We start from the raw sequence: 23,723 nt of genomic DNA on the forward strand, positions 1-23,723 counted from the left end.
TTTACTATTGGCAGGGGAGTATATTAGCGCAGGGTCAGCGCCAGGTCATTGAGCTGATCGATGACAATATTCCAGCCCTCGAAAAATCCCATCTGCTCATGCTGCTCGCGGGTTTCATCATCGGCATGCAGCACCGTAGCCGTATAGCGACACCCGACCTGTTCATCGGCAAAGGTGATGATGGCCGTCATCGCGAAGGGGGAAACGGCGGGGCGATAATCCGCCGTCAGCATCGAGGTCATGACGATTTTTTGTTGCGGGATAACCTCAAGAAAACAGCCGGGGTTATCGCTGCGTTCACCGTCAGGCCCGTGCATCACGGTGTGAAAGGCCCCGCCGGCGCGAAAATCAAAGGCCAGAACCTCGGTTTGCCAGGGCTTAGGGCACCACCAGGTTCGGAGTAATGCCGGGTCGGCCCACGCGCGCCACAGGGCTGGGGCGGGCGCGCTGAGCAGGCGGCTGATTACAAGATCGCGAGAATCGGTTGCGCTCCGGGACATGCTGCGACTCCTCAGGAAAAGGGGAGCCAGCCCGCGGCGCGGACCGGCTATCAGGCTTCGTAGTAATTATAGATGCCAGCGGCCATCACCAGCTGTGAGGCGACCTCATACGCTTTCTCGCGCCCCACCAGCAGATCGATCATTTTCAGGGCGAAATCAATCGAAGTCCCCGGACCCTGGCTGGTTAACAGATTCACCCGCGGATCCCAGACCACTCTTTTATCCTGCCACTGCTCGGCGGGGATATGTTCCTTCAGCGCCGGAAAACCGGTCATGTTGCCGATCGGGAACAGATTATGGGGTACCAGCACGGTCGCCGGGGCGGCGCAGATGGCGGCCACAATGCGCCCAGAGAGATGAAACTGGCGGACGGTTTCCACCAGTAGCGTGCTGTCGCGGAAGCACTCTGCGCCCTTGATACCGCCCGGGAGGACGATGATATCGAAATCACCATCGGCCACCTCGACCAGCGGCGCATCCGCCAGCAGTTTGACGCCGCGCGAACAGACGATGGTCAGGCTGCCGTCGCTGGCGACGCTGGCGGTGGTCACCTTTACTCCGCCGCGGACCAGCAGGTCGATAGTGGTGACCGCTTCGGTCTCTTCGCTACCAGGGGCGAGGCAAATCAGTGCCGACGCGCTCATATTCATTCTCCTTACGCTTGATCAATTCAAATAAGCGGGCGTTTTCCGGTACGGCGACGCCGTGGGCGCGGGCGCGGTTGAGCAGAAAACCGGTGATGTAGTCGATCTCTGTATGCCGCTGGGCGCGAACGTCCTGCAGCATGGAAGAGATATTTTCTGCCGTACTTTCAATTACCTGTTCGACATAAAATAGCAGGTTTTCCGCCGAGGTATGAATACCTTCGCGCTCCATCACCGCCGCCACCTCGCGACAAATGGCCGCAACTTCCTGCGTATAGTCGCGCAGATCGCCGTTTTTACACCCTTTGAGCGCGGTCAGAGGGTTAATCACGCAGTTAACCGCCAGCTTGCGCCAGATGGCCGAGTGGATATTGTTATGCCAGGCGACATCCGGCAGCACGCTCTGCAGAACTTCTGCGAGATAGCTGTAGTCCCCCTCGTAGCTTTTTGCCGGTCCGATATGCGTGGTGCCCTGGGCAACGTGGATGATGACATTCCCATCGCGCCGCGCCGCCTGGGTCGTGGAGGCCAGCAGCAACGGCTGTTTCACGCCGCGCAGCTCCTCGACGGTGCCCATGCCATTATGTACCAGCAAAATTGGCGTGGTGTCCGGCAGGATCCCGGCCAGGTGCTTTACCGCATTCGACACCTGCCAGGCCTTTAAGGTGACGATCAGCAGCTCGCTGCTGGCGAGAAAATCGGGGTCGTTGGCCGTCAGCGATTCGTTGAACACTGAGCCATCGGTTTCAATGACGTTGACGCTACAGAATGGCTGCGGTACGCGCAGCCAGCCCTGGACTTCATGTCCCTGTTTGTACAACGCGGTCAGCCATAGTTGTCCCAGCGCACCGCATCCCAGTACGGTTACTTTCATTGTTCCTCCTCATCTGCCGCTATCCCAGGCGCTGATGGCTAAAGTCTATCTCGTCGCTTTTCGCATCGTCGGACATCACGGGGAAAATAGCGCGAGCGTTGCGTAATCAGCTAAGCTTCCGGGATAACAAGTTGAGTTATGCCGCGTTGCAGGTATTATGCAACGCAAAAGAAACGGAAGGAGAGGAAAAGATGCCATCTTTCGATATTGTCTCTGAAGTTGATCTTCAGGAAGCCCGTAACGCGGTGGACAACGCGAGCCGCGAAGTCGAGTCGCGTTTTGATTTTCGTGGCGTTGAAGCCACTTTTGAATTAAACGACGCCAACAAGACCATTAAAGTGCTGAGCGAGTCTGACTTCCAGGTGAACCAGCTGCTGGATATCCTGCGCGCCAAGCTGCTCAAGCGCGGCATTGAAGGCACCTCCCTCGACGTACCGGAAGATATCGTGCACAGCGGTAAAACCTGGTTTGTTGAAGCGAAGCTGAAGCAAGGCATTGAAAGCGCGGTGCAGAAGAAGATCGTTAAACTGATCAAAGACAGCAAGCTGAAAGTGCAGGCCCAGATTCAGGGCGAAGAGATCCGCGTGACCGGTAAGTCCCGCGACGATCTGCAGTCGGTGATGGCGCTGGTGCGCGGTGGCGATCTGGGACAGCCGTTCCAGTTCAAAAACTTCCGCGACTAAGGCGGCGGGCAGACAGCAAAAAGCGGGGAATTCCCCGCTTTTTTTATACCCCTTTGATGAGCTGCTCTATCTCGAAGCGGTTGGTGACCTTGCTGTCGATTTTGATATACACCGAACGCTCCTCGGGTACCACCAGCGCCTGATGAACCCCGCTGGCGCTCAGCAGACGCGCCTGCAGCGCGCTGTCGACCACCACGCCGTCCGGCACCTCCACCCGCAGGCTGCTGACGTACGGCGGCTCGCTCATGGTGCTGGCCACCAGCAGCCACAGCATCGCCAGCAGGGCGCCCAGCAGAAACACGGTTTGCGAATCAAAGAAACCATCGACCCAGCCGCCAAGCGCGCCGCCAATCGCCACGCCGAGAAACTGGCTGGTGGAGTAGACGCCCATCGCGGTGCCTTTGTAGCCCGCCGGAGACTCCTTGCTAATTAGCGACGGCAGCAGCGCTTCCAGCAGGTTAAACGCCAGGAAGAAGAGCTGAACGCCCGCCACCAGCTCCCAGAAGTAGCCTCCGGCGCCCCAGAGGACAATTTCCGCAATCAGCAGGATGGCGACGCAGAGCAGGAAGACGCGCTTCATCTTGCGCTTCACTTCGGCGTAGATGATAAACGGCACCACCGAGATGAACGAGATAACCATGGTGACCAGGTAAATCTTCCAGTGCTCGGCGGCCGGGAAGCCGGCGGCCTCCAGTTGTCCGGGCAGGGCGACAAAAGTGGACATCAGCATAATGTGCAGGCACATGATGCCAAAGTTAAGCTTCAGCAGGCGCGGCTCCGCCAGCACCTTGCTAAAGCAGCCCTTCACCATCCCGGATTCGCGGTTAAGGACATGGTTATGGCTGTTGGGCACCACCCACAGGGTGAGCAGGATGCCGACGGTCGCCAGGATGGCGATCATCCAGAACAGCGCGTGCAGACCCAGCTGGTGGGTGACAATCGGCCCCAGCACCATGGCGATGGCGAAGGTGACGCCGAAGCTGACGCCGATAAAGGCCATCGCTTTGGTGCGGTTCTGTTCGCGGGTGAGATCGGAAAGCAGGGCCATAACCGCGGCGGCGATGGCGCCGGAGCCCTGCAGGGCGCGGCCAAGAATGATGCCCCAGATGGAGTCGGTGAGCGCGGCGATGACGCTGCCGAGCACGAAGATAAGCAGGCCGCCGACGATCAATGGCTTACGGCCAATACGGTCAGATAACAGTCCGAAGGGGATCTGGAACACCGCCTGCGCCAGGCCGTAGATACCGATCGCCAGGCCAATCAGCGCTTCACTTGCACCCTGCAACGCCATGCCATACGTGGTCAGAACCGGCAGGACCATAAACATGCCAAGCATGCGCAGGGAGAATACTGTCCCCAAACCCCAGGTCGCGCGCAGTTCCCCTGGCGTCATTTTGTTATCGTTCATTACCACCTCAATATAAAAACTGCGCCTAGTGTAGCGGCGGGGGGTAAGAAGCGTAAATAAATGTTTGTTTAACAGATATTACGGGGCTGTTGCGCGATGCGACAAGTTGGTAAAAATCAATAAACCAGTGGAGGGGGACTCCACTGGCGAGGGGGAAAATTAAGGTAAAGTAAAGTCAACCCACTGGCTGCCAGCGTCAGCCGATTTGACGCACTGCTCTACCCAATAGACGCCGTGCAGCCCGGCTTCGACGTCCGGATACCAGAAGTCTTGCAGGAAGGCGCGATCGTCGCGGTCCGTGGCGTCAATCGCCTGCGCATAGCGGCGATAGAGGTTGGCCCAGGCTTCGAACAGCCCTTCCGGATGGCCGCCGCCAATGCGGTCATCCGCCAGCGCGTTCGGCGACAGGTAGGGCATCCCACGTTCCAGAATGCGCGCCGGCTCGCCCTGCACCTCATAGCTGAGCTGGTTAGGATGCTCATCCCACCATTCGATGCTTGCTTTTTCGCCGACGATGCGCACTTTTTGCGAGTGCATGGCGCCGCTGTTGACCGCGCTGGTCCACATTGAGCCAACCGCGCCGTTGTCATATTCCATCAGGACAAAGGCGTTATCTTCCAGCGGCGCGCGGGAGGGAACAAAGCTCTGACGGGAGCACATCAGCCGTTTGATATTGAGCTGCGGCGCCATGGTCTCGGCGACAAACAGCGGATGGGTGGCCAGATCCCCAAGCACATAGCTGGGCCCGGCAAACTTCGGCGTTACTCGCCAGCGGGTGGATTCTGCCTGCAGCTCGACGGCCTGGTTATGGAAGCCGTGGGCGAATTGCATGTTAACGATGCGGATCTCGCCGAGCAGTCCATCGGCAATCATCTGCCGCGCCTGCTGGATCATCTGATAGCCGGCATAGCCGTAGGTAACGCCGACGATTTTGTTCTGTTTTTTGCTCAGATCCACCAGCTCGCGCGCCTCTTCGGCGGTAAAGCAGAGGGGCTTTTCGCAGATAACGTGGAGTCCCGCCTCCAGCGCCGCTTTGGTGATGGCGAAATGGGTATTGTTCGGGGTGGTGACCGAGACGACCTCGATCCCGTCAGGGCGCTGCGCCTCTTCGCGAAACAGGGTCTGGTAGTCGGCGTAGCAGCGCTCCGGCGCGATGCCCAGTTGCTCACCGAACGCTCGCCCGCGCTCGGCATTGACGTCAAGCGCGCCGGCCAGCAGGGTATAAACATTGTCACGCAGCGCCGCACAGCGGTGGCTGTAGCCGATCTGACTGGTTCCCCCGCCGCCGACCATGCCCCAGCGCAGGGAACGGGATAAGGGTTTCAGGCCGTTTAACATGGTGCTCTCCTTTTTGAAATCATTTGCACTCTGAGGCGCTCAATGCCGACGCCTGCGGCAACGCGCATCCGGATAGACTGACTTCAACTTAAGGAAATGTTTGTTCTGTTTAAATTGTGTTGTGGAATTTATTTTCCATATATGCGAGGGGGATCGAATTAGCGAAAGTTTCTTTTGCGCTTGGTTGAAAAGGTGAGGGCGGGATATCGCCTGCCGGAGTCGTCCAGATTGTTGCGGGCGTTTTTCGTTTCAACAAAATATGAAATAAATTTTCTTTATTAGCTGCTGAAGGCGGTGCAATCCGCCGATTGCACCGGGGACCAGATGCCGCTATGACGCTCCGCGCACAGACGCGGGGGAAGTTGAAGCGACGGGAGGATGACCGGCCGCAAAGATGCCCTTCGCCGCCAGGCCTGCGACGGTGAGGGCTGCCGGGATGCCGAGGATCAAAAAGACGCTTTCAAAGGGCAGGTTGAGCGCCATCATCTCGGCGCCGGCAAAGGCGCTGAGAATGGCGCCGATGCGCCCGACGCCGTGCATCCAGCTGGAGCCCGTCGCCCGCGCCTGTGTAGGGTAGTAGCGGGCGGAGAGGGCGTTCATGCCGGTATTCGCGCCGTTCAGGCAGGCGCCGCTGATAAACGCCAGCATACAGAGCAAGGCAAAGCTGCCCGCGGCGTAGCCCATCGCCATGGTGAACAGGCCGCCAACGGCGTAGATTATCCCCAGCGCGCGATGGGGGTTGATCCTGTCCATCAGCCAGCCGGCAAACAACGAGCCGAGGGTGCCGCCCGCCTGGTAGATCGCCGTCATGATGGCCGCCTGGCTAACGGTCATTCCTACCGCTTTAACCAGCGTTGGCAGCCAGCTGCCGAGGATATAGACCAGGAACAGCCCCATAAAGTAGACCAGCCATAGCATCAGCGAGCCGAAACCGTACTGGCGGGAGAGGACAATGCGCATCGCGTTGCCGGCCGCCGGCTGCGCCGGCAGGATAAACCTCACGTTGTCGCTGATTTGTCCGGGATAGAGACGGTTAAGAATGGCGCGTATGCGCGCCGCGGGCGCTTGTTTGATCACCAGAAAACGAACCGATTCCGGCAGCAGCCAGATGAGCAGGGGGGCAAACAGCAGCGGCAGAATACCGCCGAGCGCCATCAGCGAGTGCCAGCCAAACTGGGGGATCAGCCACGATGCCGAAAATCCTCCCGCCGCCGCGCCGAAGGTGAAGCCGCAAAAGATGACGGTGATAATAAATGAACGCTGGCGTTCCGGGGCGTATTCCGACACCAGCGTCCCGATATTCGGCATCGCGGCGCCCAGCCCGAGGCCAGTCATAAAGCGAAAGAACATCATCTGTTCTACGTTGTGCGAGAAGGCGGTGGCGATGGTCCAGAAACCGAAGAAGAAAACGCTGTTGATGATGATTTTCTTACGTCCCAGCCAGTCGGCGAGCGGGCCGGAGAAAATCGCCCCCAGCGCGAGGCCGATCAGCGCGGCGCTGATCACCAGACCCAGCTGGTGGTTGCTTACCCCCCATTCCAGCTTTAGCGTCGGGGCGATAAAGCCCATGATCGCGATATCAAAACCATCGAGAGCGATGACGCAAAAGCCGAGAAATATAATCAGCTTCTGAAATCGGCTCAGCGGGTTACGATTTATTAACTCTCTGACATCCAGGCGTTGAGTCTGTGTCATAGCGTATTCCTTATGCGCAGGCGCGCAGGTAGGGCTGCGCGGCATCGAACAGTAACTGCGCCCGCTGAAGAGGCGGCAGGGCGCCTTGCTCGCCGTCAAGCGGCACTTCGAGAGAGACCGGCAGCGTCGCCGGCAGGGCCGACATCAGACCATGCAGATCCAGACCGCCTTCCCCCGGCACGTTGCGCGCCGAGCGGGCCTGGCGGATAAGTTCCTGCTCGCTCTCCGGCCTCTGCGCCGCGCCATCGCAGAGTTGCATATAGTTGAGATGATGCGCGGGCAGGCTGGAGAGGGCGGCGAGCGATTCTCCCGCGCGCCAGAAATGGAGAGCGTCCACCAGAATGCCGATGTCTTCCCGCCCGCTGGCGGCGATTAGTGCTTGCGCTGCGGCGATGTTGCGCAACTGGGTCCAGGGCATCGGCTCAAGATTCATGGTCAGCCCAAATGGACGACCGGCCGCGGCGAGGATGGCGAGGTTGTCAGCGCTGCGCTGAAGGTTGTCATCATTGCCGGCGACTAACACCTGTCCGGCGCCAAGACGCGCGGCGGTCTCCATAAAACGCTGCAGCCGATCGTCGAGGGTAAACCCGGGGGTCAGGCGGACGATCTCCACGTCCGACACGCGGATGCCAGTTTCCATCAACGCGGCGAGCGTCGCCCGGACGGCCGGGGTATCGCCCAGCATGTCGTAGTCCGGGTCGGTCGGTGTGGCGGGGAGCAGTCGCAGCCCAACGTGGGTAAAACCGGTTCTGGCCGCAATCCGCACCTGTTCGGGGGGAGGGACATCGAGCAGGGTCAGCGCGGCGAGCGATAGGGTACGCTTGTTCATAAAGGGCTCCGGTACAGTTGCAGGTGAAGAGAGTTAGGGTGCATCCATTCGTGGAAATCAAGTTATATTATTGTTTATATTTGTTTTTTTTGTCAGGCCTTTACCCACCAGATAGCCGAAGGTCATGGCGGGCCCGAGGGTGATCCCTCCGCTGGGGTAATAGCCGCGCATCACGCTCGACATGTCGTTGCCGATGGCGTACAGGCCCGGTATCGGCAGCTGCTGTTCATCCAGCACCCGGGCGTGTTCGTCGGTTTGCAATCCGCTGAAGGTGCCCAGCGAGCCGGGCAGAATGCGCACCGCGTAGAACGGCCCTTCGCGCAGCGGTCCGAGCGTCACCTGATGGTCACCCTGGGCGCGGTTATAGGCTGATGCCCCGCGGTGAAAATCGACGTCTTCGCCAGCGCTGGCGAAGTGGTTAAAGCGTTCAACGGTTTCCGCCAGCGCATTGGCGTCGATAGCGCACTGCTTCGCCAGCTCCGCCAGGGTGTTTCCTCGCTGCAGATAGCCGGTACGCAGCCAGGCGGTGGGGGTGAACGGGAACGGTCTGGCGTGGCCCAGGCCGTAGCGACGCAGCGCGCGACGATCGGCCAGCAGCCACGCCTGCGGCGTGTCGCCCGCGGGTGTGGCCGCCAGCAGGGCGGCGATAAAGTCATGATAAGAGTCGGCCTCGTTAACAAAACGTTTGCCGTTGGGCAGGACGGCGATCACCCCGGGTTTGGCGCGCTCCACCAGATGAGGAAACATTAGCTGCTGGCCGCTGGCCAGAGTGACGCGGGACACCGGCGCCCAGGCCAGCGGGTGGCGCAGGGAAGTGTCGAACTGGCCGCCGACGGATTCGCCAAGCCTGATCCCCTCGCCCTGATTGTCCGGCGGTGCGGCGGAGAAATGGCCGTAACCCTCCGCAGCGTGAGGCACCACCTGCGCCAGCCGCTGGCGATCGTGGGGAAAACCGCCGCAGGCCAGCACCACGGCGCCAGCTTCGACGTGAATCTCCCCGCCGTCGCTGCGCAGCACCGCGCCGGACACGCCCGGCGGACCCTGCAGCAGCCGGACCACCGGGGCATTGAGCTGAAAACGCACGCCGGCGTCGAGGGCGGATCGCAGCAGACGGGCGACCAGCGCATTGCCATTGACCAGATGCTGCCCCCGTCCGGCGCGTAGCCGCTGCCAGCCGTGGCGCAGCAGGCGGCGGGCAGCATACAGCGCGGAGCGCGGCGAGCGGGTGGCATTGAAAAAATGCGCCATATCCGCGCCGCCGGCGATGCCCATCCCGCCCAGGCTAATGGTCTCCAGCGGCGGACGCAGGCGATGGAGCCAGTCGCCGAGCAGGCGGCCATCGTAGGGTTGCGCGGTGACCGACCGCCCACCGTTCGCCGCACCCGGCGACGGGTGAAAGTCCGGCATGGCGCTGCCCGAGAGAAACTGCACCGCCGTCCGCTGATGGAAAAATTCCACCATCTCCGGCCCGTAACGCAGGAAGGTTTGCAGACGAATATCGGCGGCTTCGCCCCCCATCTCATGCTGCAGATAGGTCAGCGGCGCGTCGGCTGCTTCGTCGATGCCCTCCGCCCGCGCCAGCGGGTTGCGGGGGATCCACAGCCAGCCGCCGGACCAGGCGCTGGTTCCGCCGAGTACTGACGCTTTCTCCGCCACCATGACGCTGGCGCCGTGCATCGCCGCAGTCACCGCGGCAGAGAGCCCCGCGGCGCCGGAGCCGACCACCAGCACATCCACCTTCACAGGCCCGCTCATGTTGGACTCCTTACTGCAGAGGTGAAAAAGCGGTGGGGCGCATCAGCACCGACTCGAGGCGTTCCACGGCGGCCAGTTCGCGATTTTTGCGCGAGAAGGTCTGCCAGCGTTCGTCCTGGGCCATCCGCGCGCGGCGCACCAGACGATCGTCCAGGCTTTCATAAGCCCAGATATGCACTACCTGATTGACCACGCCGATCTCGGTAAAAAAGAAGCCGATTAGCTGGCCGAGATGGTCGGTTTGCACCGCCAGGGCATCGCTTTGGTACAGCGCCAGCCAGTCGGCCATTTTCAGCGGATTGATGGTGTACGTGCGTTTTTCGTAGATCATGATGTTTTCCTGATTAGTGGGTGGAGTGTTGTGCCAGATGGCAGGCGGCGAGATAGCCAAACGTCAGCCCCGGGCCGAGGGTGATGCCGGGGCCCGGATAGGTGCCGGCCATCAGCGAATCCATGTCGTTTCCCACCGCGTACAGCCCCGGGATGGGGTTTCCTTGGGTATTGACGACCTGGGCATCGGCGGTGGTGACCAGGCCCCGTGAGGTCCCCAGATCGCCGGTATAAAGTTTGATGGCATAGAACGGCGCGCTGAGCAGGGGGGCATTACAGGCGTCAGGCTGATGGCCCGGATCGCCCATCGCCCGGTTATAGCTGTTGCCGCCTTTAGCAAATTCCCGATCTACGCCCTGCGCGGCGTCACGGTTGTAGCGGGCTACCGTCTCGCTCAGGGTTTGGGCATCCAGACCAAGCTGTTGCGCCAGCGCGGCCAGGGTATCGGCTTTGTGCAGATAGCCAGCGGCGACCAGGGCGTCATTATTGACCGGCGCCGGGCGCGCCAGCCCGAGGCCATAACGCTTCATCGCCTGGGCGTCGCAGAGTAAAAAACAGGGGGCATTTTCCGCTGCATCCTGCATTGCGCTGGCGAAATGGTGATAGGAGCTGGACTCGTTGACGAAGCGTACCGCCCGCTGATTGACGGCAATCACGCCCGGTTTTGCGCGATCGGTTACCAGATGGGGGAAGCGCTCCTCGCTGCCGTCGGCCCGGGTCAGCACCGATACCGGCGCCCAGAAAAAGTTGGAGGCCCGATCGGCTCCCTCGCGAGCGTTAAACGCCGCCGCGAGATGCAGCGCGGCGCCATCGTTGGCCGGCGGCGACATGGTGAAATGCTCGCGGGTGTGCGGCCGATAGCGCGCCGCCAGCGCGCCCGCGGCGAAGCCGCCTGCGGCCAGCACCACCCCGCGGCGGGCGTGCAGCGTCTCTCTTTGCCCCTGATACTCAATCTCCACCCCGCGGACCGCGCCTTGCGCTTCGCACAGCGTCAGAACATTGACATTCAGCCGCAGGTTCATGCCTTTACGCAGCGCCGTAGTCGCCATGCGGGCAATCAGCGCATTGCCCATCGCCAGGCGGGTACCGCGAGGGTACTTCACCCGGTCGCGGGCATAGCGCAGCAGCAGCCGGGTGCAATGGGCCAGGGAGCGCAGCGAGCGGCGCATGTCGAGAAAATGTTGAATATCGACGCGGTTGACCATCATCCCGCCAAACAGCAGCATCCCCGGCGGCGGTGAACGCAGGTCGCGAAACGCGTCCCCCAGTTCACGGCCGTCATACTCCACCACCTCCAGCGCACGACCGACGTCGACTGCGCCGGGTTCATCCGGATAGTAATCGGGCGAGAGCGGACGCAGGCTGTACTTTACTGCCCCCTCACGCTCGAGAAAGGCCAGCGCCTCCCGCCCGGCGCTGACAAACGCTTCGGCAAGATCTTCTCGGTACTGGCCCTCGCCGATAATGGTTCGCAGGTAGGTTTTCATCGCCTCGGCGCTACCGCTTTTGCCCTCGGCGCGCGCCTGGTCGGTATCGTGCAGCCACACGGCGCCGCCGGAGATGGCCGAGGTGCCGCCGAACTGGCCGGCTTTCTCCAGCATCAGCACCGACAGCCCTTTACAGCAGGCGGTGACCGCGGCGGCAAAACCGGCCGCGCCGCTGCCGATGACGATCACATCCCAGCTCTTCATGCCGCCGCTCCCTGCGCCTGTGGGATGGCGCCGATAAACTGGCCCATCAGCCTCATCTGCGCCAGCGCCATTTCCGGCCCGGTCTGTACTTTACAACCACGTGCGGCGGCGAAAGTGAGCAACGGCGTCATCACCGGGGCGGTGACAACGTCGGCCACATGAGTGGTGCTGTCGAGCGTATCCAGCAGCGCCTGCGGTAGAGGCAGCTCATCAAATCCGGCCATGCCGGCCGGTGAGCCATTAACCAGTAGATCGAGGCCGTAAAGGGTGTCTGGCAGCGCGCTCAGTTGCACCGCCGGAAAGGCCTCAGCCAGAAGGTCATGCAGGCGCTGCCGGGTGGCCGGGGTTTGATCGTGCAGGGCCAGCCGACGGATCCCCGCCTCGCACAGTCCCCAGGCGATGGCGCTGCCGACGCCGCCGCAACCGGAGAGCAGCGCCTGCTTACCTGCCGGCTGAAAACCCTGCGCCTCGGCGGCGAGCTGAAAGCCGACGCCGTCCAGCATATCGCCCTGCAGGCGGCCATCCGCCAGCTTGCGGATCACATTGACGGCGTTGAGTCGGCGGGCGCGCGGCGTGAGGTCGTCGACCAGCGCGGCGGCGCGTTGTTTATGCGGCACCGTCACCAGCACGCCGGTCATGTTCTGCCAGCCGCGCAGGGCGTTGAGGTAGGCGGCCACCGCGTCCGGGACGATATCCACCGGGATCATAATGCTGTCCATGTGCTGTTCGGCAAAGTAGCGGTTGAAGTTATCTGGCGATTTCACCTGGGCGATCGGATGACCAATCACGGCGACAACCTGGGTAGTTCCACTGACCATTTCAAACCTCATTTGTTAAATGAATGTTGTGAAAGTATTTCAGTGGAAGCTGGGAGCGACAACGCAGAATTCGGACATGTCGGTTGTTAATCGCACGAACGCTGCGATAATCGCAGGAAATCGATAATGATGTTGCAAAAATGTGAGCGAATATGCAAAACACCATTCATCCACGCGATCTGATCGTCGGTTTACAAAAAGGGCTGGCGCTAATTCAGCTTTTTTCCAAAACCTGCCCAAAGCTCACCGTCGCCCAGACGGCGAAAATGAGCGGCCTGACGCAAAGCGCCGCGCGACGTTTTCTGCTGACGCTCCTGCATGAGCGCTATCTGCAAACCGACGGGCGCTATTACTGGCTTACCCCAAAGACGCTGCGGCTTGGCCAGGCCTATGTCGATTCGGCGCAGTTTCCTCGCATGGTACGGCCGATTGTCGAATACATCGCCAGCCGGACCGAAGAGCACGCCTCGGTGGGGGTGGTGGATGAAGATGAACTGGTCTATATCGCCCGCAGTCGGCATACGCCGTTCAACTCTACGTCGGTGCGGCTTGGGGAGCGGGTGCCCATTTTCTGTACCGCCGGGGGGCGACTGTGGCTGGCTTCGCTGCCGGAAGCAGAGTGTGAGACCGTCCTGCAGCGCATAACCCGGGAACAACGTACCCCCTATACGGTGACCGATATCGCGTCGCTGATGGAGAAAATCGCCCAGGTACGGCGCCAGGGATACGCCACCATTGAGCAGGAGTTTGAGATTGGCATGCTGGTGCTGGCGGTGCCGTTAACCGACAGGGAAGGGACCTGGTGGGGGGCGCTGAGTCTGACCAGTCATCAATCGCGCACTTCGCTGGAAGCGTTATGCCGCGATCACCTCGATCTGCTCTACAGCGCGCAGGCGATGCTGGTGGGTTAAACAGGGCAGCCAGTGGCGCTGCCCTAAGATAGACGTCGCTTAGGCCGACGCTTTGGTCAGAAAGGTGTTCCAGTCGCTGGCCGCGTTATTCACGAAAGTATTCCAGCTGTTGCCGGCGGTGTTAACAAAGCTTCCCCAGTTTTCCTTTCCGGCGGTCACAAAGGTTTCCCAGTTTGACTGTCCGGTCAGGAAGGAACCAAACGCCATCGCGCTGTCGCCGACGAAGGAGGCAAATGCGGTGCCGGAGGTCAGAACAAAAGAGGTGAAGCCGACGCCAGAGTTGGCGACAAAGCTGGCGAAGCTGCTGGCTGCGCCGAACAGATTAAAGCCACCGGAGATATACTCCATTTCGTTCAGTGTTAACTCTTTCATTGCAATTCCTTGTAGTGATTATTTCCCAAAGGGGCAAGAGCCCCGGCGAAAGGTAGCATTGCAGGACCGTGCGGCGCGAGTGATGCCCGATGCGTACTGGCTCAATTTTTCCTCATTTTTTGATATGAAAGATAGCGGGAAAGCGACGGGGGAGGGGAGGGAAGTATGAAATGAGAAAGAAAGCGATGATGAAACAGGAAAGAAAAAGCCCCGTAAATACGGGGCTTTAGATCGTACGGGAGTGCGTAATTATCTCACGTAAGCCAGCAGACTATGTGAATCCGGCACCATAAAGTCAACGGACATCATCACGGACAGCGCGGTGATGGCGACGATAGAAAAGACGAACAGCTTACGCGCCCAGACTTTATCATCGGCCACTTTATAGCCACGCAGCGCCATGCCCAGCCACCAGACGCTGACCGCTGCCGCCACGACCAGGTATTTATACCCGGCGTAGCCGCCCAGCGAGAGCATCAGGGTTGCCACGGCAAAGGCGACGATGTACAGCGTAATATGGTTTTTGGCGACCGAAATGCCTTTCACCACCGGCAGCACCGGAATATTCGCCGCCTGATAATCCTTAAAGCGGAAAATCGCGATGGCGTAGGAGTGAGGCATCTGCCACAGGCTAAAGATAGCCAGCAGGATCGCCGCACCGCTGTCGAAATCACCGGTGACCGCGCAGTAGCCAATCACCGGCGGCGCAGCGCCGGAGAGTGAGCCAATCAGCGTGCCGTAGACGGAGTGGCGTTTCATGTACAGGCTGTAGACGCCGACATAAACCACGAACCCCATCACCCCCAGCCAGCAGGCCAGCGGGTTAGCGCCGAACCACAGCAGCATGAAGCCAGCAATACCCAGCAAGGTGGCGTACACCAGCGAAGCTTCTGGCGAGATCAGCCCTTTGACCAGCACCCGGTTTTTCGTCCGTTCCATCTTACGATCGATGTCCCGGTCGATGTAGTTGTTGAATACACAACCCGAGGCGACCACCAGGGATACTCCAAGGAGCGTCCAGACGAACAGCGGATAGTCGATGTGGCCTTTGGAGGCCAGCAGGAAACCGCCGATCACGGAGATCAGGTTGCCAAAAATAATGCCTGGTTTCGTTACTTGCAGGTATTGCTTAAACATACTCGCCGCTCTTAGTGCATCATCATGTTGTAGTTCAGGTTCCACATAATCCAGATGGAGCCGACAACCACGATCGCAATGATGATTACGGTGAAGATAAATGCGGTCAGGTTCCAACCTTCATCGGACTTGCTGTTCATATGCAGGAAGTACACGAGGTGTACCACGATCTGCACCACAGCGGTCACCAGAATGGTGCCAAGGATAACCGCATGCGAGGCGGAGCCACTCATCACCATGGCGAACGGAATGACCGTCAGGATGATGGACAGGATAAATCCTGTCATGTAGCTCTTCACGCTGCCGTGAGAAGCGCCGCTATGATCGGTAGAATGACTCATTACATCGCCCCCATCAGATAGACAACCGAGAACACGCAGATCCACACGACGTCCAGGAAGTGCCAGAACAGGCTCAGGCACAGGATACGCGTGCGGTTAGTGCTGGTCAGGCCACGACGTGAAACCTGGAACATCAGCACCGCCATCCAGATAAGACCGGAGGTCACGTGCAGACCGTGGGTGCCGACCAGCGCGAAGAACGCGGACAGGAAGCCACTACGATCCGGACCAAAGCCTTCCATGATCAGGTGATGGAATTCATAGATTTCCATCCCGATAAATCCGGCGCCAAACAACCAGGTCAACGCCAGCCAGGAAACCACCTGGCTTTTGTTGTTTTTGTACATGGCGATAGCCGCCATGCCGTAGGTGATGGAGCTGAACAGCAGCAGTGCGGTTTCAACCAGAACGAACGGCAGTTCGAAAATATCTTTGCCCGTCGGTCCGCCGGCCGTGCCGTTCACCAGAACGGCATAGGTAGCAAACAGCGTAGCGAAGATAATGCAGTCGCTCATCAGGTAGATCCAGAAACCGAATACCTTCATCGGTCCTGTATCATGGTGCCCGTGTTCATGCGCGTGGGCAGTATGCGCAAGAGTATCAGTTGCCATTTTTCAGCCCTGCTTTGTTAATCTCATCGAAATGCTGTTTTTCCAGTTTTTCGACTTCTGCAACCGGTACGTAGTAATCCACGTCCTCGTCAAAGCTCTTAATAATCCAGGTCGCTACGATGCCGATGAAGCTGGCGATCGCCATCCACCAGATATGCCAGATCATGGCGAAACCAAATACCGTAGCGAAGGCGGCAATCACGATGCCGGCGCCGCTGTTTTTCGGCATATGAATTTCTTCATAGTGAGCAGGCTGTTTGTACGCTTCACCTTTCTCTTTCATTTCCCAGAAGGCATCACGTTCGTGAACCTGAGGAACGATAGCGAAGTTGTAGAACGGCGGTGGAGAAGAGGTTGCCCACTCCAGCGTACGGCCACCCCACGGGTCACCGGTCAGGTCGCGGTTCTGATCGCGGTCGCGAATAGACACGTAGAACTGAATCAGCTGGCACAGAATACCGCAGGCGATCAGCGCCGCACCGCAAGCTGCAATAACCAGCATCGGGTGGAACTGCGGATCGATCTGCTGGCTCAGACGACGGGTCATACCCATGAAGCCCAGCACGTACAGCGGCATAAACGCCACGAAGAAGCCGATGATCCAGAACCAGAAAGCGCGTTTGCCCCAGGTTTCGTTCAGGGTGAAGCCAAAGGCTTTCGGCCACCAGTAGGTCAGACCTGCGAAGCAACCGAACACTACGCCGCCGATGATAACGTTATGGAAGTGCGCAATCAGGAACAGGCTGTTGTGCAGAACGAAGTCCGCGCCCGGTACCGCCAGCAGCACGCCGGTCATCCCACCTACGGAGAAGGTCACGATAAAGCCGATAGTCCACATCATCGCCGAGTTGAAGACGATGCGACCCTGATACATGGTGAACAGCCAGTTGAAGATCTTAACCCCGGTCGGGATCGCGATAATCATGGTAGTAATACCGAAGAAGGCGTTTACGTTCGCGCCAGCACCCATGGTGAAGAAGTGGTGCAGCCAAACGATGAACGACAGAACGGTAATACAGACGGTTGCCCATACCAGAGAGGTGTAACCGAACAGACGCTTACGCGAGAAGGTCGCGGCGATTTCGGAGAAGACCCCGAACACCGGCAGAACCAGGATGTACACTTCCGGGTGACCCCAGGCCCAAATCAGGTTGATGTACATCATCATGTTGCCACCCATATCGTTGGTAAAGAAATGGGTGCCCAGGTAACGATCCAGGGTCAGCAGCGCGATGGTGACGGTCAGAATTGGGAACGAGGCGATAATCAGGATGTTAGCGCACAGAGATGCCCAGGAGAATACTGGCATCTTGAACATGGTCATGCCCGGGGCGCGCATCTTGATAATGGTCACGAAGAAGTTAATACCGGTCAGGGTAGTACCGATACCGGAGAGCTGCAGCGCCCAAATCCAGTAATCAACCCCTACGCCAGGACTGTACTCAATTCCCGACAGCGGCGGATAGGCCAGCCAACCGGTCTGCGCGAACTCACCAACGCCCAGAGACAGGTTAACCAGAATCACGCCCACAACGGTGAACCAGAAGCTCAGGTTGTTGAGGAACGGGAAGGCTACGTCGCGCGCGCCGAGCTGAAGCGGAACCACCAGGTTCATCAGACCGATAACAAACGGCATCGCCACGAAGAAGATCATGATAACGCCGTGGGCGGTAAAGATCTGATCGTAGTGATGAGGCGGCAGGAAGCCGGCTTCCCCGGCCGAAGCCAGCACCTGCTGGCTACGCATCATGATGGCGTCAGCAAAGCCACGCAGCAGCATGACGATTGCCACGATAACGTACATGATACCGAGACGTTTGTGGTCGACAGAAGTCAGCCACTCGTTCCATAGGTAGGACCACTTACCGAAGTAAGTGATGGCTGCCAGAAGCGCCAGTCCCCCAATGATAATCGCAGCCACCGTTACCACGATAATAGGTTCGTGGTAGGGCACTGCATCCAGTGTAAGTTTTCCGAACATCGTTTTCTTCCTCGGCCCCTTAGTGAGCGGTTTCCGCGTGGCTCATGTCCATGCCTTCCATCCCGTCGTGAGCAGCGTGCTCGCCTTCAGGTTTAGACATGTTCATGCTCTCGTGAGACATGAATTTGTTCACAACATCTTTGAACAGATCCGGTTTCACGTTAGAGAAATATTCCACTTTGTTGTATTCGCTAGGCACAGCCACTTTCTCGAACGCGGCCATGGAGTCCATGGAGTTCGGAGACTGTTTCGCTTTTGCAACCCACTGATCGAAAGTCGCCCGATCCGGGGTGGCAATCGCTTTGAACTTCATACCTGAGAAGCCCGGGCCACTGTAGCTAGCGGAGATACCGTCATAAGTACCAGCTTCGTCAGCAATGAGGTGCAGCTGAGTCTGCATACCGGCCATTGCATAAATCTGGCTACCTAAGCGCGGAATAAAGAACGAGTTCATCACCGAGTTAGAGGTCACTTTGAAGTGTACCGGTACGTTCGCCGGGAAGGCGATTTCGTTAACGGTAGCAATACCCTGTTCCGGATAGATAAAGAACCATTTCCAGTCCATCGATACGACTTCGATGGTGATTGGCTTCTCGTCATGGACAAGCGGTTTGCTTGGCTCCAGTGCGTGAGTGGTTTTCCAGGTCAGAACGGCCAGGAACAGGATGATCAGAATAGGTACCGTCCAGACCACAGCTTCCACTTTGTTGGAGTGTGACCAGTTCGGGCTATACTTCGCATCTTTATTGCTCGCGCGATACTTCCAGGCAAATCCTACTGCCATCAAGACGGCGGGAATAACGACAATCATCATCAGGCCGAAGGCCGTCAGAATCAAAGAGCGTTGCTCCAGTCCAATCTGTCCTTTTGGGTCAAGGAGTGCAGAATCACAACCACTGAGTAATACAGTACCTGCGATTAATGACATCCATCCCAAACTTTTATTGTATTTCCTGAGTCTCATTGAACGACCTCAATTCCACGGGATCTGGTGGCGTTTAAAGTGTATGGGCATTTTACGGTAAGGTTGCATTACTGTAAACATGATTGGATCTCTGTCAGTTCTGTGTTAGCGGCTTCTGCTTGGTTTGTCACATATGTAACGTAGTGTTACTTAATCGCTTGCAAAGCCTGATTTTCGCGGGATTGATAACGAAAGGGATAAGAAAAGGAGTGCTTAGCGGCTAATGGGCATAACCACCCACAAATTAGAACAATTGTTTAACATTTAATTATCAAATAAAAGACATTGTGAAAACGAAAAATAAAATCCCCGGAGCTGAATCGGTTAAATTATTTAAAGAATCGAACGAAAACTGTCAATAATTTCCAGAAATCAAAAACGCACAAAACAACAAATAGCGCGGCGGACAATATAAAAGCGTTAATAAGCCGTTATAATTACGTTTCGTAATTACAACGGCTAATAATGATGCTGGATCCTTAAATCAGGCGGGTTTTACGCAGCGCCAGATAGTCAAGCAGGCCGCCGAACAAAATCCCGCCGACGGCGGTGAGCGCGGCAACCTCCAGCAGGCCGGACAGGAAGGAGAACGACGTATAATCCAGCGCGTTGAGGATCAGCAGCGCCAGCCACGCCGCGAGCAGCAGGCAGCCCAGTGTCAGGATCCCCAGCGCCAGCGCATAGGCCTGCGGGAACTCGCTACGCGGCATAAAGCTTGCGGTGCGTTGGGTATGCTCAAGCGTTTGCCGGCACAGCAGCAATAGGGCAATCCCCGGCACCGCCGCAACGACAGAGAAGAGATAGAAGGTCGACCAGCCGTGAGCCTCGACAAACCAGCCGGCAATCGGCCCAACGTATACGCGACCGACCGCAGAGAGCGCCGAGAGCAGCGCGAACTGGGTGGCGGAGAACGACTTATTACATAGCGTCATCAGCAGCGCGACAAATGCCGCCGTCCCCATTCCCCCGCACAGGTTTTCAAAGAATACCGCGGTCGCCATGGAATAGAGGTGCTTATCGGTAATCGACAGCAGCCAGTAGCCGGCGTTAGAGACCCCCTGCAGCAAACCGAAAATGAGCAGTGCCCGAAACAGCGTCAGCCGCTGCATCAGGACGCCGCCGTACAGGGCGCCGAGAATGGTGGCGAACAGGCCTAAGGTTTTGTTCACCATTCCCACTTCGCCAGCGTCAAATCCCACGCCGCGGATCAGGAAGGTGGTGGTCAGGCTCATGGCAAACGCATCGCCAAGCTTATAAAGGACGATGAGCAGCAGAATCAGCCAGGCGTTGTTGCGGCCGAAAAAATCGCGCAGCGGTTCGGCTACCGCCTGCTCGAGCGATCTGGGGACCGGGATAACGTCGCTCGGTTCGGGGGCCAGCAGCGTGGCGATAATGCAGGGTACCAGCAGCGCCGCCATCAGCCAGTACATCCCCTGCCAGCCGAGATAGCGGTCGGCAAGCCACAGGGCCAGTCCACCGGAGACCAGCATCCCCAGGCGATAGCCCAGCACGCTGATCGCGGCGCCGGCGCCACGCTCTTCTGCTGGCAACACGTCGGTTTTCCAGGCGTCGAACACAATATCCTGCGACGCCGAGCAGAAGGCGATCACCACCGCCAGCGCCGCCATCCAGCGTAATTGGGTGACCGGCTCAAGAAAGCCCATCGTCGCGATCGCCAGCAGGAGTAATACCTGGGTGGTCAACAGCCAACCGCGACGACGCCCAAGAAACGGCGGCGTGTAGCGGTCCATCAGCGGGGACCAGAGGAATTTAAAGACATAGGCCTGGCCGACGAGCGAGAAAAAACCGATCGTTTTCAGATCGATATTTTCCACCGTCATCCAGGCCTGCAGGGTACCGGAGGTGAGAGCCAGCGGCAGACCGGAGGCGAAACCAAGGATCAGCAAAATGGCTGATTTCGGCTGCTGAAAAATGCGTAAGTAATGACTGGACATAGCATAAAGCACGAACCCGGCGGAGGCCGGGTTCGCGATAGCATTAACGCGCGTTTTGCTTGATGAAATCGTGGATGCTGGTGTCCTGCGCCATATCGGCGATGGTATCGGTCAGGACGCTGTTGACGGCATCAGCGATGTTTTTGTTCGAGGCCTGGAAGGCGCCTTCAACGGAGTAGCTGGCGCGGTAGTTTTTGGTCATTTTCGTGCCGTTTGCCGCGGTGGCGATGATGGCGATATCGGCTTTGGTGGCGATGTTATAGCGCACGTTACCCTGAGAGACGTCAGCATAGAGTTTGTTGACGATGATCTGCAGATCGACCGCGCCGTTCGGGCCAATCATGTAGCCGCGAGACGTCATCTGTTTCTCCAGCACTTCCTGCAGCAGGAAGCGCAGATCGCGGGAGGCGGTGAGAGTGACCAGCTGATTGTCACGCGTCACTTTCGCCAGCGCCTGGTCCGGACGCTGATCGGCGCCGTTGATGCTGACGGTCACGCCCATCAGGCTTGGATCCTGCTGCGGCAGCGTGATTTTCGGCGATACTTCAATGGTGGTCGGCGGCGTGGCGCATCCTGCCAGCATAAACATGGCGACCAACGGGAAAAGAATCTTCTTAAGCATGTTCAGGTCTCAACGCATGGTGTTGTTATAAGGAAAATTACCGCCATCATAGCATTGCCAACGGCAAGGGGAAGTGGCAACGCGTGTAAATCCATCGTGCTGGCGGTTTTCTGAGCGTCCCGCCACGGTTAATGGCTCGTTCCCCGACGGATCTGGCGACCAGAGCCAGTAAACGTGATACTTTTGAATGAAAATATCAGAACAATGCTAATTTTTTGTTGTTTTCTCCTAATGGAAGCGGTAAAAGCGGCTAACATTTAAATGGAGTGGCGGCATCTCAGCGTTGTCGGAGGAGAAAATTCATGATGATACGTGAACAGATCGAAGCAAAACTTAGAGCAGCGTTCGACCCGATGTATCTCGAAGTCGTGGATGAAAGTTATCGTCACAACGTCCCTGCGGGCTCTGAAAGTCATTTTAAAGTGGTGTTAGTGAGCGATCGCTTCACTGGCGAGCGTTTCCTCAATCGCCACCGTATGATCTACGGCACGCTAACCGAGGAGCTGTCGAATACGGTGCATGCCCTGGCGCTGCACACCTACACGATTAAAGAATGGGAAGCATTACAGGATACGGTATTTGCTTCGCCGCCGTGCCGCGGCGCAGGGAGTATCGCTTAGAAATCCCATTTGCAACCGCTGGCGCTTTTCCAGTATGTTGCTTGCAGATTTAGCAAAAACGGCCTACGGGCCGTTTTGTTTTGCCTGGAAAATGCGCAAAGTCAGCGCTTTTGCGGGCAAATTTGAGCGGGAAATGTGAAAAATGCCGCAGCACCAGGCGACAACCGTTCTCGACTCACAAAAGTGATGCCGCTATAATGCCGCGTCTTATATATGAATGTCTTCGGGATGATTCTGACGACAGGGAATGTGTTTCTGATTTGAAGAGGGCATCCCGGTTCTGCGAAGCCACCTACACGCGCTTCCAGAGTTGACCGAGCACTGTGATTTTTTTGAGGTAACAAGATGCAAGTTTCAGTTGAAACCACTCAGGGCCTTGGGCGCCGTGTAACGATTACTATCGCCGCTGACAGCATCGAGAATGCTGTCAAAAGCGAGCTGGTCAACGTAGCGAAAAAAGTTCGCATTGACGGCTTCCGTAAAGGCAAAGTGCCGATGAATATTGTTGCTCAGCGCTATGGCGCTTCCGTTCGCCAGGACGTGCTGGGCGACCTGATGAGCCGTCATTTCGTTGACGCGATCATCAAAGAAAAAATCAATCCGGCCGGCGCGCCGAACTACGTTCCGGGCGAATACAAACTGGGCGAAGACTTCACCTACGCGGTAGAGTTCGAAGTGTATCCGGAAGTTGAACTGCAGGGTCTGGACGCGATCGAAGTTGAAAAACCGGTTGTTGAAGTCACCGACGCTGACGTTGATACCATGCTGGAAACTCTGCGCAAGCAGCAGGCGACCTGGAAAGAAAAAGAAGGCGCGGTTGACGCTGAAGATCGCGTAACCATCGACTTCACCGGTTCTGTTGACGGCGAAGAGTTCGAAGGCGGCAAAGCCTCTGACTTCGTACTGGCGATGGGCCAGGGTCGCATGATCCCGGGCTTCGAAGACGGTATCAAAGGCCACAAAGCGGGTGAAGAGTTCACCATCGACGTGACCTTCCCGGAAGAGTACCACGCAGAAAACCTGAAAGGTAAAGCGGCTAAGTTCGTTATCAACCTGAAGAAAGTCGAAGAGCGTGAACTGCCTGAGCTGACCGAAGAGTTCATCAAACGTTTCGGCGTGGAAGAGGGTTCCGTCGCTGGCCTGCGCGCTGAAGTGCGTAAAAATATGGAACGCGAGCTGAAAGGCGCTGTGCGTAACCGCGTGAAGTCTCAGGCTATCGAAGGTCTGGTTAAAGCCAACGAGATCGACGTTCCGGCTGCCCTGATCGACAGCGAAATCGACGTGCTGCGTCGTCAGGCTGCTCAGCGTTTCGGCGGCAACGAGAAACAGGCTCTGGAACTGCCGCGCGAGCTGTTCGAAGAGCAGGCTAAACGTCGCGTCGTTGTTGGTCTGCTGCTGGGCGAAGTGATCCGCACCAACGAGCTGAAAGCTGACGAAGAGCGCGTAAAAGCCCTGATCGAAGAGATGGCTTCTGCGTACGAAGATCCGTCTGAAGTCGTTGAGTTCTACAGCAAGAACAAAGAGCTGATGGACAACATGCGCAACGTGGCGCTGGAAGAGCAGGCTGTTGAAGCCGTGCTGGCGAAAGCCAAAGTGTCTGAAAAAGCCACTTCCTTCAACGAACTGATGAACCAGCAGGCGTAA

Annotated in this window: 24 protein-coding genes; 5 read left to right on the forward strand and 19 right to left on the reverse strand. The window is 58.0% G+C overall.

Features of this window, described 5'->3' with window-relative positions:
- Window positions 1–23 precede the first annotated feature (23 nt).
- From KPHS_11160 to KPHS_11180, 3 genes are all read right to left on the reverse strand, one after another.
- Complete coding sequence (locus KPHS_11160; protein YP_005225416.1) at window positions 24–317, reverse strand: SRPBCC domain-containing protein; 294 nt, start codon at window positions 315–317, stop codon at window positions 24–26.
- Window positions 318–550: 233 nt separating this feature from the next.
- Window positions 551–1,144 (reverse strand): 4-methyl-5(beta-hydroxyethyl)-thiazole monophosphate synthesis protein, encoded by a 594-nt coding sequence (locus KPHS_11170; protein YP_005225417.1) that lies wholly within the window; start codon window positions 1,142–1,144, stop codon window positions 551–553.
- Window positions 1,107–2,018, reverse strand: coding sequence for a 2-dehydropantoate 2-reductase (locus KPHS_11180; RefSeq protein ID YP_005225418.1), 912 nt, complete (start codon window positions 2,016–2,018; stop codon window positions 1,107–1,109). The genes KPHS_11170 and KPHS_11180 overlap by 38 nt, the downstream gene beginning before the upstream one ends.
- A 191-nt stretch (window positions 2,019–2,209) precedes the next feature.
- Between KPHS_11180 and KPHS_11190 the strand changes: the two genes are divergently transcribed.
- The gene (locus tag KPHS_11190; RefSeq protein ID YP_005225419.1) at window positions 2,210–2,701 is read left to right on the forward strand and encodes a YajQ family cyclic di-GMP-binding protein; all 492 of its coding nucleotides are present in this window, start codon (window positions 2,210–2,212) and stop codon (window positions 2,699–2,701) included.
- 43 nt (window positions 2,702–2,744) lie between these two features.
- Here the strand turns inward: KPHS_11190 and KPHS_11200 are convergent, their stop codons facing one another.
- From KPHS_11200 to KPHS_11270, 8 genes are all read right to left on the reverse strand, one after another.
- Window positions 2,745–4,109, reverse strand: a complete 1,365-nt coding sequence (locus tag KPHS_11200; protein ID YP_005225420.1) for a putative transport protein — start codon at window positions 4,107–4,109, stop codon at window positions 2,745–2,747.
- A 159-nt stretch (window positions 4,110–4,268) separates the two neighbouring features.
- Window positions 4,269–5,447, reverse strand: a complete 1,179-nt coding sequence (locus tag KPHS_11210; RefSeq protein ID YP_005225421.1) for an oxidoreductase — start codon at window positions 5,445–5,447, stop codon at window positions 4,269–4,271.
- A 330-nt stretch (window positions 5,448–5,777) separates the two neighbouring features.
- Window positions 5,778–7,142 (reverse strand): general substrate transporter, encoded by a 1,365-nt coding sequence (locus KPHS_11220; RefSeq protein YP_005225422.1) that lies wholly within the window; start codon window positions 7,140–7,142, stop codon window positions 5,778–5,780.
- A gap of 10 nt (window positions 7,143–7,152) precedes the next feature.
- Entirely contained in the window at window positions 7,153–7,971 is an 819-nt protein-coding gene (locus KPHS_11230; RefSeq protein YP_005225423.1) for a xylose isomerase-like TIM barrel, read from the reverse strand.
- A 57-nt stretch (window positions 7,972–8,028) separates the two neighbouring features.
- The gene (locus tag KPHS_11240) at window positions 8,029–9,726 is read right to left on the reverse strand and encodes an FAD-dependent oxidoreductase (protein ID YP_005225424.1); all 1,698 of its coding nucleotides are present in this window, start codon (window positions 9,724–9,726) and stop codon (window positions 8,029–8,031) included.
- A 10-nt stretch (window positions 9,727–9,736) separates the two neighbouring features.
- Entirely contained in the window at window positions 9,737–10,057 is a 321-nt protein-coding gene (locus KPHS_11250) for an NIPSNAP protein (protein ID YP_005225425.1), read from the reverse strand.
- Window positions 10,058–10,070: 13 nt separating this feature from the next.
- Complete coding sequence (locus KPHS_11260) at window positions 10,071–11,747, reverse strand: putative electron transfer flavoprotein-NAD/FAD/quinone oxidoreductase (RefSeq protein YP_005225426.1); 1,677 nt, start codon at window positions 11,745–11,747, stop codon at window positions 10,071–10,073.
- Window positions 11,744–12,565: a shikimate/quinate 5-dehydrogenase gene (locus KPHS_11270; protein YP_005225427.1), complete on the reverse strand. Its 822-nt coding sequence runs from the start codon at window positions 12,563–12,565 to the stop codon at window positions 11,744–11,746. Before KPHS_11270 ends, KPHS_11260 begins: the two co-directional genes overlap by 4 nt.
- 152 nt (window positions 12,566–12,717) lie before the next feature.
- Here KPHS_11270 and KPHS_11280 point away from each other — a divergent pair, with 152 nt between their 5' ends.
- Window positions 12,718–13,476 carry a regulatory protein, IclR gene (locus KPHS_11280; protein YP_005225428.1) on the forward strand — a complete coding sequence of 253 codons (759 nt, stop codon included), beginning with the start codon at window positions 12,718–12,720 and terminating at the stop codon, window positions 13,474–13,476.
- Window positions 13,477–13,515: 39 nt separating this feature from the next.
- Here KPHS_11280 and KPHS_11290 read toward each other — a convergent pair whose 3' ends face one another.
- The 8 genes from KPHS_11290 to KPHS_11360 all read right to left on the reverse strand — a co-directional run bounded on the left by KPHS_11290 (window position 13,516) and on the right by KPHS_11360 (window position 21,459).
- On the reverse strand, window positions 13,516–13,848 hold the full coding sequence (locus tag KPHS_11290; protein ID YP_005225429.1) for a hypothetical protein: 333 nt from the start codon (window positions 13,846–13,848) through the stop codon (window positions 13,516–13,518).
- A 249-nt stretch (window positions 13,849–14,097) separates the two neighbouring features.
- A complete protein-coding gene (locus tag KPHS_11300; RefSeq protein YP_005225430.1) occupies window positions 14,098–14,985 on the reverse strand; it encodes a protoheme IX farnesyltransferase in 888 nt (295 codons plus the stop codon).
- Between the two features lie 11 nt (window positions 14,986–14,996).
- Window positions 14,997–15,326, reverse strand: a complete 330-nt coding sequence (locus tag KPHS_11310) for a cytochrome o ubiquinol oxidase subunit IV (protein ID YP_005225431.1) — start codon at window positions 15,324–15,326, stop codon at window positions 14,997–14,999.
- Window positions 15,326–15,871, reverse strand: coding sequence for a cytochrome o ubiquinol oxidase subunit III (locus KPHS_11320; protein YP_005225432.1), 546 nt, complete (start codon window positions 15,869–15,871; stop codon window positions 15,326–15,328). The genes KPHS_11310 and KPHS_11320 overlap by 1 nt, the downstream gene beginning before the upstream one ends.
- 55 nt (window positions 15,872–15,926) lie before the next feature.
- On the reverse strand, window positions 15,927–17,918 hold the full coding sequence (locus tag KPHS_11330; RefSeq protein YP_005225433.1) for a cytochrome o ubiquinol oxidase subunit I: 1,992 nt from the start codon (window positions 17,916–17,918) through the stop codon (window positions 15,927–15,929).
- A 19-nt stretch (window positions 17,919–17,937) separates the two neighbouring features.
- Entirely contained in the window at window positions 17,938–18,756 is an 819-nt protein-coding gene (locus KPHS_11340) for a cytochrome o ubiquinol oxidase subunit II (protein ID YP_005225434.1), read from the reverse strand.
- 605 nt (window positions 18,757–19,361) lie between these two features.
- A complete protein-coding gene (locus tag KPHS_11350) occupies window positions 19,362–20,837 on the reverse strand; it encodes a beta-lactamase synthesis regulator/muropeptide transporter (RefSeq protein ID YP_005225435.1) in 1,476 nt (491 codons plus the stop codon).
- 43 nt (window positions 20,838–20,880) lie between these two features.
- A complete protein-coding gene (locus KPHS_11360) occupies window positions 20,881–21,459 on the reverse strand; it encodes a lipoprotein (protein YP_005225436.1) in 579 nt (192 codons plus the stop codon).
- Between the two features lie 302 nt (window positions 21,460–21,761).
- On the opposite strand from KPHS_11360, the gene KPHS_11370 reads away from it, so the two are divergent.
- The 3 genes from KPHS_11370 to KPHS_11390 all read left to right on the forward strand — a co-directional run bounded on the left by KPHS_11370 (window position 21,762) and on the right by KPHS_11390 (window position 23,723).
- Window positions 21,762–22,079, forward strand: a complete 318-nt coding sequence (locus KPHS_11370) for a transcriptional regulator BolA (protein YP_005225437.1) — start codon at window positions 21,762–21,764, stop codon at window positions 22,077–22,079.
- Entirely contained in the window at window positions 22,039–22,218 is a 180-nt protein-coding gene (locus KPHS_11380) for a hypothetical protein (protein YP_005225438.1), read from the forward strand. The genes KPHS_11370 and KPHS_11380 overlap by 41 nt, the downstream gene beginning before the upstream one ends.
- 206 nt (window positions 22,219–22,424) lie before the next feature.
- Window positions 22,425–23,723 carry a trigger factor gene (locus KPHS_11390; RefSeq protein YP_005225439.1) on the forward strand — a complete coding sequence of 433 codons (1,299 nt, stop codon included), beginning with the start codon at window positions 22,425–22,427 and terminating at the stop codon, window positions 23,721–23,723.

This window comes from Klebsiella pneumoniae subsp. pneumoniae HS11286 (assembly GCF_000240185.1).
GTDB classification, from domain to species: Bacteria; Pseudomonadota; Gammaproteobacteria; order Enterobacterales; family Enterobacteriaceae; genus Klebsiella; species Klebsiella pneumoniae.

Bases quoted from the DNA above. Each gene is read 5' to 3' on its own strand.
- KPHS_11350 (YP_005225435.1), bottom strand. From the start codon at position 20,837: ATGTCCAGTCATTACTTACGCATTTTTCAGCAGCCGAAATCAGCCATT.
- KPHS_11260 (YP_005225426.1), bottom strand. From the start codon at position 11,747: ATGAAGAGCTGGGATGTGATCGTCATCGGCAGCGGCGCGGCCGGTTTT.
- KPHS_11160 (YP_005225416.1), bottom strand. From the start codon at position 317: ATGCACGGGCCTGACGGTGAACGCAGCGATAACCCCGGCTGTTTTCTT.
- KPHS_11210 (YP_005225421.1), bottom strand. From the start codon at position 5,447: ATGTTAAACGGCCTGAAACCCTTATCCCGTTCCCTGCGCTGGGGCATG.
- KPHS_11280 (YP_005225428.1), top strand. From the start codon at position 12,718: ATGCAAAACACCATTCATCCACGCGATCTGATCGTCGGTTTACAAAAA.
- KPHS_11240 (YP_005225424.1), bottom strand. From the start codon at position 9,726: ATGAGCGGGCCTGTGAAGGTGGATGTGCTGGTGGTCGGCTCCGGCGCC.
- KPHS_11180 (YP_005225418.1), bottom strand. From the start codon at position 2,018: ATGAAAGTAACCGTACTGGGATGCGGTGCGCTGGGACAACTATGGCTG.
- KPHS_11330 (YP_005225433.1), bottom strand. From the start codon at position 17,918: ATGTTCGGAAAACTTACACTGGATGCAGTGCCCTACCACGAACCTATT.
- KPHS_11390 (YP_005225439.1), top strand. From the start codon at position 22,425: ATGCAAGTTTCAGTTGAAACCACTCAGGGCCTTGGGCGCCGTGTAACG.
- KPHS_11250 (YP_005225425.1), bottom strand. From the start codon at position 10,057: ATGATCTACGAAAAACGCACGTACACCATCAATCCGCTGAAAATGGCC.
- KPHS_11200 (YP_005225420.1), bottom strand. From the start codon at position 4,109: ATGAACGATAACAAAATGACGCCAGGGGAACTGCGCGCGACCTGGGGT.
- KPHS_11360 (YP_005225436.1), bottom strand. From the start codon at position 21,459: ATGCTTAAGAAGATTCTTTTCCCGTTGGTCGCCATGTTTATGCTGGCA.
- KPHS_11220 (YP_005225422.1), bottom strand. From the start codon at position 7,142: ATGACACAGACTCAACGCCTGGATGTCAGAGAGTTAATAAATCGTAAC.
- KPHS_11370 (YP_005225437.1), top strand. From the start codon at position 21,762: ATGATGATACGTGAACAGATCGAAGCAAAACTTAGAGCAGCGTTCGAC.
- KPHS_11320 (YP_005225432.1), bottom strand. From the start codon at position 15,871: ATGAAGGTATTCGGTTTCTGGATCTACCTGATGAGCGACTGCATTATC.
- KPHS_11310 (YP_005225431.1), bottom strand. From the start codon at position 15,326: ATGAGTCATTCTACCGATCATAGCGGCGCTTCTCACGGCAGCGTGAAG.
- KPHS_11170 (YP_005225417.1), bottom strand. From the start codon at position 1,144: ATGAGCGCGTCGGCACTGATTTGCCTCGCCCCTGGTAGCGAAGAGACC.
- KPHS_11190 (YP_005225419.1), top strand. From the start codon at position 2,210: ATGCCATCTTTCGATATTGTCTCTGAAGTTGATCTTCAGGAAGCCCGT.
- KPHS_11300 (YP_005225430.1), bottom strand. From the start codon at position 14,985: ATGTTTAAGCAATACCTGCAAGTAACGAAACCAGGCATTATTTTTGGC.
- KPHS_11290 (YP_005225429.1), bottom strand. From the start codon at position 13,848: ATGAAAGAGTTAACACTGAACGAAATGGAGTATATCTCCGGTGGCTTT.
- KPHS_11230 (YP_005225423.1), bottom strand. From the start codon at position 7,971: ATGAACAAGCGTACCCTATCGCTCGCCGCGCTGACCCTGCTCGATGTC.
- KPHS_11270 (YP_005225427.1), bottom strand. From the start codon at position 12,565: ATGGTCAGTGGAACTACCCAGGTTGTCGCCGTGATTGGTCATCCGATC.